The sequence below is a fragment of the Kribbella sp. NPDC004138 genome, assembly GCF_053603655.1.
Genome location: NZ_JBSGFZ010000020.1, coordinates 1 through 16,336 on the forward strand (window position 1 = coordinate 1; position 16,336 = coordinate 16,336).

Below are 16,336 nucleotides of genomic sequence, written 5' to 3' on the forward strand. Positions count from 1 at the left end.
CCGAGTGGGCCGCCGTGCTCGCCGCGACCGCGCGGGTCGCCGCGGACCTGGACCTGGCGGAGGACTGCGTCCAGGACGCGTACGCGAAGGCCCTGGTGCACTGGCGGGACCAGGGCGTGCCGCGGCGGCCGGGTGCCTGGCTGACGACGGTCGCCACCCGCCGGGCGCTGGAGCTGCGGCGGCGGGCCGACGTGGCCCGGCGCAAGCTGCCCTTGCTGATGCCCGAGGACGACGTCCAGGACCGCACCTTTCCCGACGATCGCCTGCGGCTGGTGTTCACCTGCTGTCACCCGGCACTCGCCCAAGAGGCACAGATCGCGCTGACGCTGCGCCTGGTGTGCGGGCTGTCGTCGGCCGAGATCGCCAAGGCGTTCCTGGTGAAGGAGACCACGATGCAGGCCCGCATCACCCGGGCGAAGCAGAAGATCTCGCGGTCGGGCATCCCGTACCGGATCCCGAAGGCGCCCGACCTCCCCGAACGCATCGACGCGGTCCTCGACGTGGTCCACCTCGTGTACGCCGCCGGCCATACGGCCGCTGACGGCGACGCTCTCACCAGAACCGATCTCGGTCGTCGGGGCCTCGACCTCGCCCGGATGATCCGTCTGCTGCTGCCGGACAGCTCGGAGGCCGCCGGGCTACTGGCGCTGCTGTTGCTCACGCAGGCACGGGAGGCCGCGCGGGTGGCCGACGGCCGGTTGGTGTTGATGGAAGACCAGGACCGCTCGCTGTGGGACCGAGAGCTCATCGACGAGGGACTACGGCTGGTGCCCGAGGCGCTGCGACCAGCCGGGCGGTTCGGGCTGATGTCCGCGATCGCGGCTGTGCACGCCGAGGCCGCACGCTGGGAGGACACGGACTGGTCGGAGGTCCTCGGGCTGTACGACGTCCTGCTCGAGCGCTGGCCTTCCCCGGTGGTGGCGCTGAACCGGGTGGTGGCGATCAGCTATGTCGCAGGGCCCGAGGCCGCGCTCGCGCAGTTGCCGGACGATCCGGCGCTGGCGACGTACCCGTATCTGGCGTCGACGCGGGGCGAGTTGCTGTGGCGGTGCGGGCGGATCCAGGAGGCGCGGGCGGCATACGAGGAGGCGCTGGCGTTCACCAGCAATGCGGTCGAGGCTGAATTCCTGCAGCGGCGGATCACTCGAGGCGCTTGAGGACCTCGTCGTGCAGGCGGCCGTTGGTGGCGACGGCGTTCGGGCCGTTCGGGCCGGGCACGCCGTCGACGGAGGTGAACGTGCCGCCGGCCTCGTCGACGATGATCGCGAGCGCGGCCATGTCGTAAAGATTGAGCTCCGGCTCGGCGGCGATGTCGACCGCGCCTTCGGCGACCAGCATGTACGACCAGAAGTCGCCGTACGCGCGGGTCCGCCAGCACGAGTCCATCAGGTCGGCCCACTGGTTCTTCTTGCCGAGCTTCTCCCAGCCCTTGAGCGAGGCGTACGACAGCGACGCGTCCTCGATCCGGCTCACGTCGCTGACCCGGCAGGGCTGCGACGAGTGCAGCGCGCGGCCCGTCCAGGCGCCGTCGCCGTACGACGCCCACCAGCGCTTGCCGAGCGCCGGAGCGGAGACGACGCCGACGACGACCTGGTCCTCGATCATCAGGCTGATCAGCGTGGCCCAGACCGGCACGCCGCGGATGTAGTTCTTGGTGCCGTCGATCGGGTCGACCACCCAGCGCCGCACACCCCAGCCGCTGGTGCCGTCCTCCTCGCCCACGAACGCGTCCCGCGGCCGCGCCCGGGCGAGCGTCTTGCGCATCACGTCCTCGACCTTCTTGTCCGACTCGCTCACCGGGGTGAGGTCGGGCTTGGTGGCCACGTGCAGGTCGAGCGCCTTGTAGCGGTCCATCGTGGTCGAGTCCGCATCGTCGGCCAGGATGTGGGCGAGCCGCAGGTCATCCGTGTGCGAAGGCATGCCGGAAGGCTAGCCTGAACGACAGGCGAACGCTGCGGACGTCCGGGGAACGTTGCGGATCGGTTGCGGCGCCGATTGAACCGAATGCGGTCGTTGAACGTGCCATTAGTGTCTGACCACGTCCTGACGACCGCCGGGAGGCGTCAATGTTCGAGCGGTTCGGTGACCTGCCGCTGCACGTGCTCGTGATCCATCTGACCGTGGTGCTGCTGCCGGTGGCCGCGCTCACCGGGATCGTGTTCGCCGTGGTGCCGCGGTGGCGCCGGCTGCTGCGCTGGCCGGCGCTGGTGCTCGGCGTCGGGACTGTCATCTGCGCGTATGTGGCGAAGAAGAGCGGCGAGGCGTTCGTGACCGCCGTACCGACGCTCGCGAAGGTGGTCGCGCTGCACGAGAAGCGCGGGAACCTGCTGTTCTGGTACTGCCTGACCTTCGCGGTCGTTGCCGTGGCCGCCTTCCTGCTGCTGCGCGAACGCGACGGCCGGACAGGGACGAGCCGTCCGCTCGAGTTGCTGACGCAGGCCGCCGTGGTCGTGGTCGGCGTACTGGTCATCTGGCAGACCATCCGCACCGGGGACGCCGGCGCCCGGGCGGTGTGGGAAGGACAGCTCCCCAAGTAGCGGGTGGTACGTCGTCAGTAGCTGGTCGTGGCGCGGCTGGCCAGCAGACGGCGGAACGACGCGACCCGGTCGGCGTCGGCGCGGCCGTCCGCGACGGCCTCGTCCAGCGCGCAGTCAGGGGCGTCGGCGGCGTGGGTGCAGCCGCGCGGGCAGTCCGCGGCCAGCTCTGCCAGGTCCGGGAAGGCGTGGATCAACTTGTCCGGGTCCACGTGAGCCAGGCCGAACGAACGGATGCCAGGCGTATCGATCAGCCAGCCGCCGTCCGGCAGCCGGAGTACGACCGTGTTCGTCGACGTATGGCGCCCGCGGCCGGTGACCTCGTTGACGATGCCGACCGCTCGGGCGGCACCGGGGATGATGCCGTTGACGAGGGTGGACTTGCCGACGCCGGAGTGGCCGACCAGCACGCTGGTCCGGCCGTCGAGCTGGTCGCGGAGCTTTGTCAGGTCGCCGCCCTGGTGCGTGGCGACCGACTCGACGCCGAGCGGCCGGTAGATCGAGAGCAACGGGTCCGGATCGGCCAGGTCGGTCTTGGTGAGGCAGAGCAGCGGCCGCATGCCGGCGTCGAACGCGGCGACCAGGAACCGGTCGATGAGCCCGGTCCGGGGCTCCGGGTTGGCGACCGCGACGACGATCACGAGCTGGTCGGCGTTCGCCACCAGCGGGCGCTCGACCGGGTCGTCGTCATCGGCCGAGCGGCGCAGCAGCGTCGTCCGGGGGAGCACCTCGACGATCCGCGCGAGGGTGCCTTCGTCGCCGCTGGCGTCGCCGTCGAGCTTGACCCGGTCTCCGACGATCACGCCGGTACGGCCGAGCTGCCGGGCCTTCATCGCGGTCACCTGGCGGTCGTCGACCCAGCAGGTGTACCGGCCGCGGTCCCGGGTGATGACGAAGCCTTCGGCCGCGTCGTCGTACGAGGGGCGGTCCTTGGTCCGCGGCCGGGTGCGGCGCTTGGGCCGGTCGTACCGGGCCTCCTCGTCGTACCGCGACATCAGCCGGCGAGCTCCGACCAGAGCTGGGGGAACTCGGGCAGGGTCTTCGCCGTGGTGCCGATGTTCTCGATCAGCAGGTCGTCGACGAGCAGGCCGACGACGGCGGCGGCGTGCGCCATCCGGTGGTCGGCGTAGGTGTGGAAGAGCCCGCCGCGCAAGGGCTTCGGCCGGATCGCCAGGCCGTCCTCGAGTTGCGTGACGTCGCCGCCGAGCGCGTTGAACTCGGTCTCGAGCGCCGCCAGCCGGTCGGTCTCGTGGTTGCGCAGGTGCGCGATGCCGCGCAGGTACGACGGTCCGTCGGCGAAGGCGGCCACCGCGGCGATCACCGGGGACAGTTCGCCGACCTCGCTCAGGTCGAGGTCACAGCCCTGCACCCGGCCCGTTCCGCGGACCGTGAGGCCGTCGTCGGTCCGGGTGACCGAGGCGCCGAAGCGGGTGAAGATCTCCGGCAGTTGGCCGCCGGGCTGGGTGGTCTGCGCCGGCCAGCCGGTCACCGTGACCGAGCCGCCGGTGATGACGGCGGCGGTCAGGAACGGCGCCGCGTTCGACAGGTCCGGCTCGATCGCCGTGTCCAGCGCCTGAATGGGGCCGGGAGCAACCACCCACCGGTTCGGCTCCGCGTCGTCGACCTGGACGCCGCGCTCGCGCAGCATCGCCACCGACATGTCCAGATGCGGCTGCGAGGGCACCGGCTTGCCGTCGTGGCGGATGTCGACGCCCTCGTCGTACCGTGCGCCGGCCAGCAGCAGCGCGGACACGAACTGGCTCGACCCGGAGGCGTCCAGCGTCACCTTGCCGCCCCGCACCGAACCGATGCCCGACACGGTGTACGGCATCCGGCCGGTGCCGCCGTCGTCGATCTGGACGCCGAGGGTGCGCAGCGCGTCCAGGATGACGCCCATCGGCCGCTCTCGTGCATACGGGTCGCCGTCGAAGCCGACCAGCCCGTCGGCCAGCGCGGCCACCGGCGGAACGAACCGCATCACGGTGCCGGCCAGGCCGCAGTCCACGGTCGCCGGGCCCTTGAGCGAGCCCGGGGTGACGGTCACCGTCGTACCGCTGTCGGTGCTGTGCTTTTCGGTGATGGCGACGCCGAGGGAGACCAGGGCGGACCGCATCAGGGCGGTGTCGCGGGCCGCGAGCAGGCCGGTCAGGTGCGACGGGCCGTCCGCGATCGCGGCGAGGACGAGCGCACGGTTGCTGATCGACTTCGATCCGGGCACCGTGACCGTGCCTGTCACTGCTCCCGCCGCCCGGGGCGCCGCCCAGCCCTGCTGCTCCGTCATGCCACTCCTTCGGCTCGTCCGTCCAGCTCCGAGCCTAGGGCATCGGCCCGCGCCGGCCGTGCTCGGAGCGTCAGCCGAGATGCAGCTCCGCCTTCGCGAGTTTCGCGGCGTGCTTGGCCTCGCGGGCCAGGTCCTTCGCCTCCCGCTTGGCGGCCTTGGCGCCGCGCTTGGTCTCTCGCTTCGCCGCCTTCGCTCCGTGACTCGCCCGCCACGCCACGCCGGGCTTGCCCTCGGTGTCGACCGCGGCGAGCAGCAGACCGCCCAGCAGACCCAGGTTCTTCATGAACTGGATCCGCTGCGCCTGCCGGGACTCCTTGTCCTTCATCTGCCAGAACGGGTGCCCGGCGACGGTCACCGGCAGCAGCGTGGCCGCGAGCGCGGCCGCGCCGAGCCGCCGGCCCTTGCCGGTCGCGAGCGCGAGGCCGCCGACCACCTGCACGGCCCCGTTCAGCCGGACCAGGTTGACCGTGGTCTCCGGGATCCGGTCGCTGACCTGCGGCGGGGCGACCTTCTTCACCATCGGCACGAGCCGGTCCGTCACCGGCTGGGCCTTGGGCACGAGCGGCTCGGGGTTGCGGATCGAGTTCGCACCCTGGACGACGAAAATCATGGACAGCAACGGCCTGGCCAGTGCGCGCACGACAGTCATGCCTCCTTCATACACCAAGACATATACGGGAGTTGTGTAACTCCCGGTACCCAACTGTCAGAGCGCGCAGCCGTCCGGACCGCAAGTCGCGTCGTCGCCGGCAGCCGGGGCGGTGATGAGGGTGACCGGCCCGCGGGCCCGGCTGAGTGCTTCCTTGAAGACCTCGACGGGCTGGGCGCCGCTCACGCCGTACTTCTCGTCGATGACGAAGAACGGTACGCCGTTGGCGCCGTACGCCAGGGCCTGCGCCTGGTCCGCCGCGACCTCCTCGGTGTACGTCGTACCGGCCAGGACCTCACGCACACGGTCGGCGGGGAGACCGACCTCTGTGGCCAGCTCGGTCAGCGTGGCGTGGTCACCGACCGGGAGGCCGTCGGTGAAGTAGGCCTTGAGCAGACGCTCCTTGAGGCGGCCCTGCGTGTCAGCGGGCACCTCACCGGACGCACCGAGGTCGTGAGCCAGGTGCAGGAGGCGGTGCGCGTCGACGGTGTTGACCGGCTTCGCCTGGTCCAGGTGGTACTCCAGTCCGACCTCAGCCGCCACCTCGGTGACGTGGGCGTTCGCCTGGAGACCCCACTCGCGGCCGCGGCCGTACTTCTCACCCAGCCGGGTCGCCAGGTCCCGCGGGTCGTCGTTCGTCGACGAGGGGTCGAGCTGGAAGCTGTGCCAGACGATCTCCGCGGTGTCGCCGCTCTCGGCGAGGGCCTGCTCGAGCCGCCGCTTCCCGATGTAGCACCACGGGCAGACGACGTCGGACCACACATCAATGCGCATAACTGTCCGCAACTGACCGCTTTGTGGACCTATTCCCAACCAGCCACCGGTGTGACGCGTCTGACGCTCCATGGACGAAGAGCTGGTGCGGACCTTGTTGAGCGAGCAGTACCCCGATCTCGCGGATCTGCCGCTCAAGGAGGTCATCGGCGGCTGGGGCAACCAGATGTGGCGCCTGGGCGACGACCTGGCTGTCAGGCTGCCCCGTCACGCCGGCGCCCCCCAGGTGCTCCACAGAGAACACCTGTGGCTCCCTGACCTCGCCGACCAGCTGCCGTTGCCGATTCCGGTCCCGCGGCATCTCGGCGCTCCGTCGGACCGCTTCCCGCGGACCTGGCTGGTCACCACCTGGGTGCACGGGGAACCCGCGGACCACGCACCGATCAGCGATCCGGCGGCGGCCGACGTACTGGCCGGGTTCCTGCACGCGCTGCACACCGGGGCACCGGCTGACGCGCCGGTGAGTGAGCGATCGACGCTGCCGCCGAGCCCGGGCTTCGACGAGGTCCAGGCGTCCGTCGGGCGCGTCGACGAGATCCGCGCGGTCTGGCAGGACGCGCTCGCGGCGCCGCGGTGGGACCGGGCGCCGGTGTGGCTGCACGGCGACCTGCACCCGGCGAACGTGGTCGTTGCCGACGGCATGCTCGCCGGTGTGGTGGACTTCGAGGAGCTCGGCGTCGGTGACCCGGCGAACGACGTCGCCGCCGCCTGGATCCTGCTCCCTGAGCCCGAGCGCTTCCTCGTGGCGTACGGCGCTGACGAGGCGACGGTACGGCGGGCACGCGGCTGGGCCTTGACGCGGGCACTGTTCCTCATCGCGATGGGTATCAACGGCGAGAAGGGCATCCCCGGCGGTAAGGCCCACTGGGGCCCGATCGGCCACGCAGCCCTCGACCGGCTGCTCTGACGTCGGGCTCTAGAATCGCCCGCTGGAACGGGAGGAGGGCCGGCGGGCGTGCGTGACGAGTTGGCGGGGCAGCTGGCACAGCTGCGCGACCTCACCGGTCGCAGCCTGCGTGAGCTCGCCCGTGACATCAACGCCAGCAGCTCTTCGCTGTCGCGGTACTTCGCCGGCCAGGCCGTTCCGCCGTGGCCGACAGTCGTCGCGCTCTGCAAGGTGGCCGGCCGCGACCCCAGACCGCTGCGTGAGGTGTGGGAACGCGCCAAGGACGCGCCACAGACGAGGCAAGCCGTCGCGCTGCAGGTCCGCAACGACCTGCCGCACGATGTCACCGCTTTCACCGGTCGCCGCGCCGAGTTGGACCTGCTCGTCGACGCGGCCCGCAGTACGTCGCTCGTGGCGATCGACGGCATGGGTGGAGTCGGCAAGACCGCGCTCGCCGTCCACGCCGCACACCTGCTGACCCCGGACTTCGCGGACGGGCAGCTGTACCTGGATCTTCACGGCTTCACGCCTGGGCGAGAGCGTCTCGACCCCGTAGAGGCGTTGCGGGTCCTTCTGGGCGCCCTCGGACTACCGCCTGCCCGGATTCCCGACGAGCTCGCCGAGCGGGCCGCGCTCTGGCGGTCGGAGCTGGCCACGCGGTGCGCGATCGTGCTGCTCGACAACGCCGCCGATGCCGAGCAGGTCGGTCACCTGCTGCCCGGCGCCGGCCGGAGCTTCGTGGTCGTCACCAGCAGGCGGCGCATGGTCGAGCTCGACGGCGTCCAGCCGATCTCGCTCGACGTCCTGCCCGGCGAGGAGGCGGCCCAGCTCTTCGTCGAGTCCGCCGGCGGTACCCGGCCCGGTGACGTGGCCGAGGTGGTGCGGCGGTGCGGCAACCTGCCGCTCGCGATCCGGGTCGCAGCCGCGCGGCTCCGGCACCGGCCCGCGTGGACTCTCGACACCCTGGTGGAGCGGCTGCGCGACGGCGACCTCACGGTGTCGGAGGTCTTCGAGATGTCGCTGCGGCAGCTGGACCCCGCGCAGCGGCGGATGTTCCGACTGCTCGGACTGGTACCAGGTGAGGACATCGACGCGTACGGCGCGGCCGCGCTGGCTGGAATCCCGCTGCCGAACGCGCGGTCGCTGCTGGAGGACCTGGTCGACGTCCATCTCGTCCAAGAGCCCGCGGCGGGCCGGTACCGGATGCACGACCTGTTGCGGCAGGTGGCCCGCGCCGACGACCCGACGGCCGATCCCGTGCCGGCGATCACGCGTTTGGGCGACTATTACCTGAGCGGCCTGCTGGCCGTGAAGCAGCTGATCCTGGTCCTGTTTCCGCTGCCGGTCACCGTGTCACAGTCGCCGCCTGCGCTGCCTGACCTGTCCAGCCACGACAGCGGCGTCACGTGGATGGATACCGAGTGGGGCAACCTCACGGCGACGCTCGCTCTCGCTGCACAGCTGCGGATCGACTCGGTAGCCGTGGGCCTCGGGCAGCTCACCACGATCGCTCATACGCGCCGTGGTGGCTCTGCGCAGTTGTACGAGGCGTTGGTGGCCAGTCTGCCCGCGGCCGAACGGCTGGGTGATCGCCGGGTGCTTGCCTCGCACCACTACTTGCAGGGCGTGCTGCAGATGCGCATGGGCCGGTTGACCGATGCCGACCGCGAACTGCGGACCGCCCGCGCGCTGATGGCCGCTGAAGGCGACGGCGTCGGTGAGGCGATGGCCCTCTTCCAGCTAGGGGAACTGCACGAGTACGACGACACAGCCGGCGCCGTGGAGCTTCTGGAACAGGCAGTCGCCATTCTGCCGGCCGACGAGTCGGCCGTCCGGGGACGCATACGCTGCACGCTCAGCCACGCGCTCATGCGGCTGGGGAAGTACGAAGCGGCACGAGAGGTCGCGGCCGACGTACTCGAGACGGCTGATCGCCAGACGGCAAGGATGTGCCTGGACGTGCTGGGTCGGGCAGCCCTGGGCCTGGGCGATGCGGCGGGCGCGCTCGACTACGCGGAGCAGGCTGTTGCGATCAGTCAGGCGACCGGGCATGTGCTGTTCGAGGCGAACAGCCTCACGGACGTGGCGATCGCCCTGCTTCACCTTGGCCGCGCCGAGGACGCTGAAGCCAGGCAGAGCGAGGCCGTGCGGATGCTCGAGGAGGCCGGTGAACCCGATCGACTTGTCCGGGCCCACCTCCCGTACGCCAGGGCATGCAGGGCGGTCGGCGACGGCGACAGCGCGGCACGGTACTTCCAGGAGGCGTTGGAGGTCGCCACGGCACACGGCCTCGAGTATCTGGTGCCTGAGGCGCGGGCAGGTCTCGTCTCCTGAGTGTCCCGTCCCGTCCCGGGACACCGTCGGCGCAGCCCCGGGCCGCCGGTGAACTCGCAGGTCAGGGCGTGACAGCCGGCAGCCGTCCTGTCCCGCGAGGTGTTCCGCGGATTGTCCGCACGCCCGAGCCGCACCGAAGCTCGGGGCCATGGACACGAAGCCATGGGTCGTGCAGGGAACCGTCGCCGCGCCGGTCGCTGCGGTCGCCGGACTGCTCCTCGCCATACGCGAAGGCCGGGTCGGCGACGACAACCTGCTCGTCCTGGCCAGAGCGTCGGCCGCCCGCCGCGGTGCCATGACGGTCGTCGCCGGTGAAGCGGCGGGCACCTACCGCGCCGAGCTGGCGGGTCCTGTCGAGCCGGTCGAGATCCAGGCCGACAGCCGCGGCTCGACGCTGGCAGTGCAGAGCTGGTACGGCGGGGTCTACGCCGTCACCGCCTGCCCTGCCGGAGCGCTCGTGACCCACCGAGTACACCGCGTCGTACCCGAGCATCCGGGGTTCGCCGACGGGATCGCCGACATCGGGCTGCGGACGCGGATGGACCGCGACCTGCGCGACGTGCTGGACGTCATCGCCGACCGGCTCGGCTGCTGACACCTGCCCCGACACCGCGGGCTCGGCCGTGTCAGTGCGGCGGCGGTCCGGTGTCAGGACGCTCCTCGAGAGTTGGGGCAACAACAAGAGTTCACAACCAGGAAGGCACCACAATGTCTACGTTCACCACCCCCGAGCCGATCTCCGCCGTGCTGAACATCCCCGCCGGAAGCATCACGTTCGTCGCCGCCGACCAGGCCGAGACCGCGGTCGAGGTGCGGCCGGCCAACGCTGCGAAGAGCCGCGACGTGAAGGCGGCCGAGGCGACCAAGGTCGAGTACGCCGACGGTGTGCTGCGGGTCGAGGTCGTCGCGAAGAACCAGTACTTCGGGCCGTCCGGCGCCGTCGCGGTGACCGTCCAGCTGCCGGCCGGTTCCCGGGCCGAGGTGAAGACGGCCAGCGTCGAGCTCCGGGCGACCGGGCCGCTCGGTGACGTCGTCGTCGAGGGCGCGCAGGGCCCGATCGACCTCCAGGACGTCGCGAGCGCCCGCATCGCTTCCTCGGCGAGCGACGTCTCCATCGGCCGGCTGAACGGGCCCGCGGAGATCCGCACCAGCAAGGGCGACATCCGGATCGCCGAGGCCGTCCGCGGTGACCTCGTCCTGCGCACCGACGTCGGCGAGATCGAGGTCGGCGCCGCGGCCGGAGTCTCGGCCGCGCTGGACGCCGGCACCGCCACCGGCCGGATCGACAACGCGCTCAAGAACAGCGGCGCCGCGGACCTGACCATCCACGCGACCACCAGCGTCGGCGACATCGTCGCCCGTAGCCTCTGACAGCTCGCTTTCCGAACCCTCTGTCCGATCGAAGGGAAACACCGCTATGTCAACCACTCCGTCCGGCTTCACCGAGACCGGGCTGCGCCGGCTGCACGACGTGCTGGCCCGGCACGTCGACTCCGGGAAGATCCCCGGCGTCGTCGCCCTGGTCAGCCGCGGCGACGGTGAGCCGCACGTCGAGACACTCGGCACGATGCGTCACGAGGGCGGTGCGCCGATGCAGCGGGACACCATCTTCCGGATGGCCTCGACATCGAAGCCGGTCTCGATCGCCGCCGCGATGGTGCTGCTCGACGAGTGCCGGCTGCGGCTCGACGACACCGTCGAGGAGTGGCTGCCCGAGCTGGCCGGCCGCCAGGTGCTGAAGCGGATCGACAGCCAGGTGGACGACACCGTGCCCGCCAAGCGGCCGATCACCGTCCGGGACGTGCTGACCTCCACGTTCGGGCTCGGCATGGACATGACGATGATCGGTACGCCGATCATGGGCGCCCTGTTCGAGCAGGGCATCACCCCGAACGGCCCGGTGCCGATGCCGGAGCCGGACGAGTGGATGCGGCGCCTCGGCACCCTCCCGCTGATGTACCAGCCCGGCGAGCGGTGGCAGTACCAGATCAGCAGCGACCTGGTCGGCGTCCTCGTCGCCCGGGTCACCGGTCAGTCGTACGACGAGTTCCTGCGCGAGCGGATCTTCGGGCCGCTGGGCATGAAGGACACCGGGTTCTCGGTGCCCGCCGACCAGATCCACCGGCTGCCACCGCTGTACGCGCCGGACCCCGCGACCGGCGAGTTCCAGGTGTGGGACGAGGCCGAGGGCGGCCGGCACAGCGCTCCGCCGGCCTTCCAGGGCGGTGGCGGCGGCCTGAACTCGACCGCCGACGACTACCACGCCTACTTCCGGATGCTGCTGAACCACGGCGTCCACCAGGGCGAGCGGATCCTGTCCCGCCCGGCGGTGCAGCTGATGACCAGCAACAGCCTCACCGCCGAGCAGTTGGCCGCCCGGGAGACCCTGGCCCGGGACAACGTACACATCTCGTTCGGTCAGGGGCAGCAGGGCGGCTGGGGCTTCGGGATGGCCGTGCGCACCTACCGGGGCGACTACGCGCCGATCGGGCAGTTCGGCTGGGACGGCGGCGCCGGTACGTCGACGTACGCCGACCCGGTCAACCAGGTCGTCGGCATCCTCCTCACCCAGGTCGGTACGACTGTGCCGTCCTCGGTGCAGCTCATGAACGACTTCTGGACCACGCTCTACCAGGCCCTGGAGGACTGAGAGCGCTCCGAAGGCCGGACCGCGTGCTGCGGTCCGGCCTTCAGTTCTCAGCGGGAGGCCTGCTCGATCACACGGGTCACGGTGCCCGGCTGGGACAGGGCGACCAAGTGGGACGCTCCGGCGACCTCCACCGTGGTGGCGTGGGCGCGGTCGGCCATGAAGCGCTCGGCGGCCGGTGCGATCGCGTGGTCGGCGGTCGGGATCACGGCGTACTTCGGCAGCGCGGCCGGAGCGCCGGTGGGGATCTTCTCGTCGAAGACCGCGGCGTTGACCGGGCGCTGCGACGCCCCGAGTACGGCGGCCTGCCGCGCGGGGAGGTCGGCGGCGAACACCCGGCGGAACGACTCCGGCTTCATCACCAGATCCACCCCTCCGGGATAGCTGATCGCGTTTGTCGTGTCCGGCCCGATCTCGCTGCCCGGGTACTGCGAGTTCAGCGCCCCGAGCGTCTCACCGGCCTGCGGGACGAACGCGGCGACGTACACCAGCGACTTCACCCCGGCGCTTCCGGCGAGCTGGCTCACCAGCGCACCGCCGTACGAGTGGCCGACGAGCACCTTCGGGCCGGAGACGGTGTCGAGCACGCCCTTGAGGTACGCCGTGTCCGACGCGATTCCCCGCAGCGGTACGGCGGGGGCGACCACGGTGTACCCGTCCCGCTGCAGCCGGCTGGTCACCTCGGACCAGCTGGCCCCGTCGGCGAAGGCGCCATGGAGCAGGACGATGGTGGGCTTCGGCTTGTGTTCGGCCTGAGCGCTCGCCGTGGTCACACCGGCGAGGGTGAGGACGGCCGCGGCGGCGACCGTCGCCAGGTGCCTGGGCTTCATCGGTTCGCACCTGCCTCGACGGCGCTCGCGATGAAGTCGGCGACGGCCTTCGGCTGCGAGACGGCGACCGCGTGCGAGCCGTCGACCTCGATCGTGACGGCCTTGGCGCGGGCGGCCATCGTGCGCTGGCCGTCCGGGTGGATCGCCTCGTCACCGGTGGCGACCAGGTCGTAGACCGGGAGCCGCTTCCAGCTCGCCGCGCCGGACTTCTCGTCGAACGCCGCCGCGGCGATCGGCCGCTGCGTCCGGCCGAGCAGCTCGGCGTCCTCGACGTCGGCCGCGAACAGCGCCCGGAACTTCGACCGGTCGATGCTCAGCCAGGTCTCCTCGCCGCCGTCCCCGGTGGGCAGCTGGTGCGGGACCAGGCCGGACGCGAAGTCGTTCGCGGGGAAGCTGCCGAGCAGGTCCTGCAGGCTCTCGCCCTCCTCCGGGAGGAACGCGGCGACGTACACCAGCGCAGCGACGTTGTCGGACTGGTTGGCGGCCGCGGTGATGACCGCACCGCCGTACGAGTGCCCGACCAGGACGACCGGGCCGTCGATCTCCCGGACCTGGGCGGCGACCCGGCTGCCGTCGAGGGCGGGGCCGCGCAGCTCGTTGGCGACCGCGATCGCAGGGATGCCGCGGCGGGTGAGCTCGGCGATCACACCGGACCAGCTGGCGTTCTCCGCGAACGCACCGTGAACCAGGACGACGGTGGGGGTCTTGTCAGTCATCTTCCTCGATCTCCTTCTTCGGTTGCTTGGTAGAAGGAAACCTCTGGAGGCCGCTCCGGCGGATCGAGCGAACAGGTGAACCTGTCAGCGCCGGCCGACGTGCTGAGAGCGGGCCGTGCACCCAAATCTCATGCGTTCGGGGGAGGGGCGAACCGCTCCAGCACCAGCCGGGTGAGCTGGACCCGCGAGTTCACGCCCAGCTTGCCGAACACCGCCCGCAGGTGGGTCCCGACGGTGCTGGCCGACACCACCAGTTCCTCGGCCGCCGACCGGTTCGTGTGCCCCTCAGCCACGAGCAGAGCGACCCGTCGCTCCATGGGCGTGAGTGCCTCCCAGCCCTGTTGAGCCCGTGGCGGTACGGCGGTCCAGCGCCTTCGTCGTACCCCGGCTGCCTGCAGCACCGCCTGGATGCGCCCAGCCGGTGCTGTGGCGCCAAGAGCCGTCAGACTGTCCAAAGCCCGCTCCAGAGCCGGTACGCCGGTCTTGCGATCACCTGCTTCCAGCGCGGCTCGCCCGTAGCGCTCCTCGGCCTGAGCGAGCAGCAACGGCCGCTGCGCCGTACGGACGATCTCGACAGCCGCAGCGAGCTGCTCCACGTCGTTGCCGGCAGCCACGACAGCACGCGCACCACGGCCGGCGGCTGACTCTGACAGCTCGTCCACGAGATTGGCTTGCAGCAGTACGCCGATGCGCTCAGGGAAGTCCTGTGGCGTCGCAGCCAGCTGGCTGACCGCCTTGGCGTCGCCGTCCGCGATGGCCAGCAGGGCCCTGATCGTCGGGTCGCTGCCGGCCAGCTTCCGGGCCTGAGTGAGGTGACCGCGGAGCAGGGCGACCAGTGCGAGTACCTGCTCCGCTGCCGTGGCCAGACCGCTCACTTGCAGCTGGTCCATCCACCGCAAACCGGAGTTGGCTGCTTCTTCCGCTTGCTGCAGGTTGCCGGCCGCGTACTCGAGCCGCGCTCGCAGCACCGCCAGCTGCGGCCCCGCCCACGAGTCGCCGACGGTCATGAGCTCTCGGACGCGGTCCAGTGCGCTGGGGAGCTCGTCGGTCTCAGCACGGCAGTAGAGCTCGCCGACTTCGACCAGTGTGGTCGGCAGACTCCCCAGACCGGTCTCCGCTTGCCGCGCACCGGCGTACAGGTCACGGGCCTCGGCGTACCTGCCGTCGGCTTGGGCTTGCTCGGCAGCAGCGACCTGAAGGAGCGCCTGTGCGACCGGGTCTTGCACGGAGGGTGCTTGTTGGCCGGCCAGTGCGCGGAAGGCGGCGAGCCGTTCGGCCAGATGCGGTGCCGCGCCCGGGGCGCTGAGCTCCTTCACGTCCAGACGCTGACTGGCCCACTGGTACGGCGCCAGGTGCAGCCGGATCGTCGCCTGCAGGTCCGGCGTGATCGGCCCGTGGTAGAGCGCCGTACCGCTGAGCAGGTCGTCGGCGAACGCCTTGGCCCGGTCGTACTGCCACGCTGCCAGCAGGACGCCCACCACGTCCACACCGACCTCGGCGCGCAGCGGATCGTCGACGCGAGTGAGGTCGAACGCCTCCTGGATCACCTCCGCGGCGGTGGTCGACATAGTCGCCAGCAGGTCCCGCGCCGCTTCGCGCAGCGTCGCGACAGCCGTCGTGTCGCCGGACTGGGCTACTGCGAGGACATGCGGTGCAGCAGCGGCCGCACCGCGCCCGGCGGACATCAGCTGGTTCGCGATCGCGCCGTGCAGCGCTCGCTGAGCAGACGGCGGTACGTCGGCCAGCGCCGCGGAGCGCAGGAGCTCGTGCCGGAAGCGGAGCACGGACCCTGCATCCGTGAGCAGACCGGCCTGGATCGTCTCCTCCAACGGCGCAGCGAGCCTGGCGACCGGCGCGGCCATCAGTACGGCGACGTCTTCCAGGCGGAACTCGCTGCCGAAGACAGCAGCCGTGCGGACCAGGTCCCGGGCCGACCCGGACAGTCCGCCCGTGCGACGGCGTACACCCTCGACGAGGCCGGCGGACAGGTCGCTGTCGCTCAGGTACAGACCCGCGATGAGCTGCTCGGCCAGGAACGGGATGCCCTGGACGCCGGCCAGCTGCACCGCGAGCGACGGGTCGACCGTGTGGTTCAGACGGTCCGCGGCAAGGTCCTGGATCGCGTCCGCGGTCAGGGGTGCGAGCGGGATGGTGTGCACCGGCACGTTCACGGCCTCGACGAGCTGGTCGGCCGGGCCGCCGGGGCTCGGGCGGGTGGCGAGCAACCAGAGGAGATTCGCGGCGGGAAGACGGGCGACGACCACCCGCAGTACGAAAGCTGTCAGCGGATCCGACCACTGGGCGTCGTCCAGCACGATCAGGGCGCGCACACCAGCGAGACGACGACCGATCAGGTCAGCCAGCCGCTCAGCGAGCCAGAGCGGCTGGGTGTTGAGCGCTGCCAGCTCCAGGAACTGGTCGGTATCGATCAGCGGCTCAGTCCCGGCCCTGAGCGCAGGCGCGAGCGAGGCGAGCGGACTGATGTTGTCGGTCTGGTGTGCGACCGCACTGGCGACCAGGAAGCCCTGCCGCTCGGCCTGCTCCACAGCGGCTGCCAGGAGCGCTGACTTGCCGATCCCAGGCTCGCCACTGACGACTGCTACCGAGGCCTGCCCGTTGGTGGCCGCTCGCAGAGCATCCAGGAGCTTGCCGAGCTCCTCAGAGCGTCCCCGCAGCGGCACCATG

General features: G+C 71.1%; 15 protein-coding genes. 7 read left to right on the plus strand and 8 right to left on the minus strand.

Annotated features, from left to right (window positions below):
* Positions 1-1,157 (plus strand): RNA polymerase sigma factor (locus tag ACWEOO_RS26455; RefSeq protein WP_452145314.1); only part of this gene is annotated, 1,157 nt, incomplete at its 5' end.
* Here ACWEOO_RS26455 and hisN read toward each other — a convergent pair.
* Positions 1,141-1,920: a histidinol-phosphatase gene (gene hisN / locus ACWEOO_RS26460; RefSeq protein WP_355698758.1), complete on the minus strand. Its 780-nt coding sequence runs from the start codon at positions 1,918-1,920 to the stop codon at positions 1,141-1,143. The genes ACWEOO_RS26455 and hisN overlap by 17 nt on opposite strands.
* Before the next feature lie 146 nt (positions 1,921-2,066).
* Here hisN and ACWEOO_RS26465 point away from each other — a divergent pair, with 146 nt between their 5' ends.
* Positions 2,067-2,537, plus strand: a complete 471-nt coding sequence (locus ACWEOO_RS26465; RefSeq protein ID WP_452145315.1) for a DUF2231 domain-containing protein — start codon at positions 2,067-2,069, stop codon at positions 2,535-2,537.
* A gap of 14 nt (positions 2,538-2,551) precedes the next feature.
* Here the strand turns inward: ACWEOO_RS26465 and rsgA are convergent, their stop codons facing one another.
* The 4 genes from rsgA to ACWEOO_RS26485 all read right to left on the minus strand — a co-directional run bounded on the left by rsgA (position 2,552) and on the right by ACWEOO_RS26485 (position 6,238).
* Positions 2,552-3,529: a ribosome small subunit-dependent GTPase A gene (gene rsgA / locus ACWEOO_RS26470; RefSeq protein ID WP_452145316.1), complete on the minus strand. Its 978-nt coding sequence runs from the start codon at positions 3,527-3,529 to the stop codon at positions 2,552-2,554.
* Positions 3,529-4,815 carry a 3-phosphoshikimate 1-carboxyvinyltransferase gene (aroA, locus tag ACWEOO_RS26475; protein WP_452145317.1) on the minus strand — a complete coding sequence of 429 codons (1,287 nt, stop codon included), beginning with the start codon at positions 4,813-4,815 and terminating at the stop codon, positions 3,529-3,531. Before aroA ends, rsgA begins: the two co-directional genes overlap by 1 nt.
* A gap of 70 nt (positions 4,816-4,885) precedes the next feature.
* Positions 4,886-5,464, minus strand: coding sequence for a DoxX family membrane protein (locus tag ACWEOO_RS26480; protein ID WP_452145318.1), 579 nt, complete (start codon positions 5,462-5,464; stop codon positions 4,886-4,888).
* Between the two features lie 57 nt (positions 5,465-5,521).
* On the minus strand, positions 5,522-6,238 hold the full coding sequence (locus ACWEOO_RS26485; protein WP_452145319.1) for a DsbA family oxidoreductase: 717 nt from the start codon (positions 6,236-6,238) through the stop codon (positions 5,522-5,524).
* A 70-nt stretch (positions 6,239-6,308) separates the two neighbouring features.
* Here ACWEOO_RS26485 and ACWEOO_RS26490 point away from each other — a divergent pair, with 70 nt between their 5' ends.
* The 5 genes from ACWEOO_RS26490 to ACWEOO_RS26510 all read left to right on the plus strand — a co-directional run bounded on the left by ACWEOO_RS26490 (position 6,309) and on the right by ACWEOO_RS26510 (position 12,108).
* Positions 6,309-7,145 (plus strand): aminoglycoside phosphotransferase family protein, encoded by an 837-nt coding sequence (locus ACWEOO_RS26490; RefSeq protein WP_452145320.1) that lies wholly within the window; start codon positions 6,309-6,311, stop codon positions 7,143-7,145.
* 48 nt (positions 7,146-7,193) lie between these two features.
* On the plus strand, positions 7,194-9,458 hold the full coding sequence (locus tag ACWEOO_RS26495; RefSeq protein WP_452145321.1) for an ATP-binding protein: 2,265 nt from the start codon (positions 7,194-7,196) through the stop codon (positions 9,456-9,458).
* A gap of 148 nt (positions 9,459-9,606) precedes the next feature.
* On the plus strand, positions 9,607-10,053 hold the full coding sequence (locus tag ACWEOO_RS26500; RefSeq protein WP_452145322.1) for a hypothetical protein: 447 nt from the start codon (positions 9,607-9,609) through the stop codon (positions 10,051-10,053).
* 113 nt (positions 10,054-10,166) lie between these two features.
* Positions 10,167-10,829 carry a DUF4097 family beta strand repeat-containing protein gene (locus tag ACWEOO_RS26505; protein ID WP_452145323.1) on the plus strand — a complete coding sequence of 221 codons (663 nt, stop codon included), beginning with the start codon at positions 10,167-10,169 and terminating at the stop codon, positions 10,827-10,829.
* Between the two features lie 46 nt (positions 10,830-10,875).
* Positions 10,876-12,108, plus strand: coding sequence for a serine hydrolase domain-containing protein (locus tag ACWEOO_RS26510; RefSeq protein WP_452145324.1), 1,233 nt, complete (start codon positions 10,876-10,878; stop codon positions 12,106-12,108).
* A 47-nt stretch (positions 12,109-12,155) separates the two neighbouring features.
* Here the strand turns inward: ACWEOO_RS26510 and ACWEOO_RS26515 are convergent, their stop codons facing one another.
* The 3 genes from ACWEOO_RS26515 to ACWEOO_RS26525 all read right to left on the minus strand — a co-directional run bounded on the left by ACWEOO_RS26515 (position 12,156) and on the right by ACWEOO_RS26525 (position 16,335).
* Complete coding sequence (locus tag ACWEOO_RS26515) at positions 12,156-12,935, minus strand: alpha/beta fold hydrolase (RefSeq protein ID WP_452145325.1); 780 nt, start codon at positions 12,933-12,935, stop codon at positions 12,156-12,158.
* On the minus strand, positions 12,932-13,651 hold the full coding sequence (locus tag ACWEOO_RS26520) for an alpha/beta hydrolase (RefSeq protein ID WP_452145326.1): 720 nt from the start codon (positions 13,649-13,651) through the stop codon (positions 12,932-12,934). The genes ACWEOO_RS26515 and ACWEOO_RS26520 overlap by 4 nt, the downstream gene beginning before the upstream one ends.
* Positions 13,652-13,779: 128 nt before the next feature.
* On the minus strand, positions 13,780-16,335 hold the full coding sequence (locus ACWEOO_RS26525; protein WP_452145327.1) for an ATP-binding protein: 2,556 nt from the start codon (positions 16,333-16,335) through the stop codon (positions 13,780-13,782).
* Position 16,336: the final 1 nt, after the last annotated feature.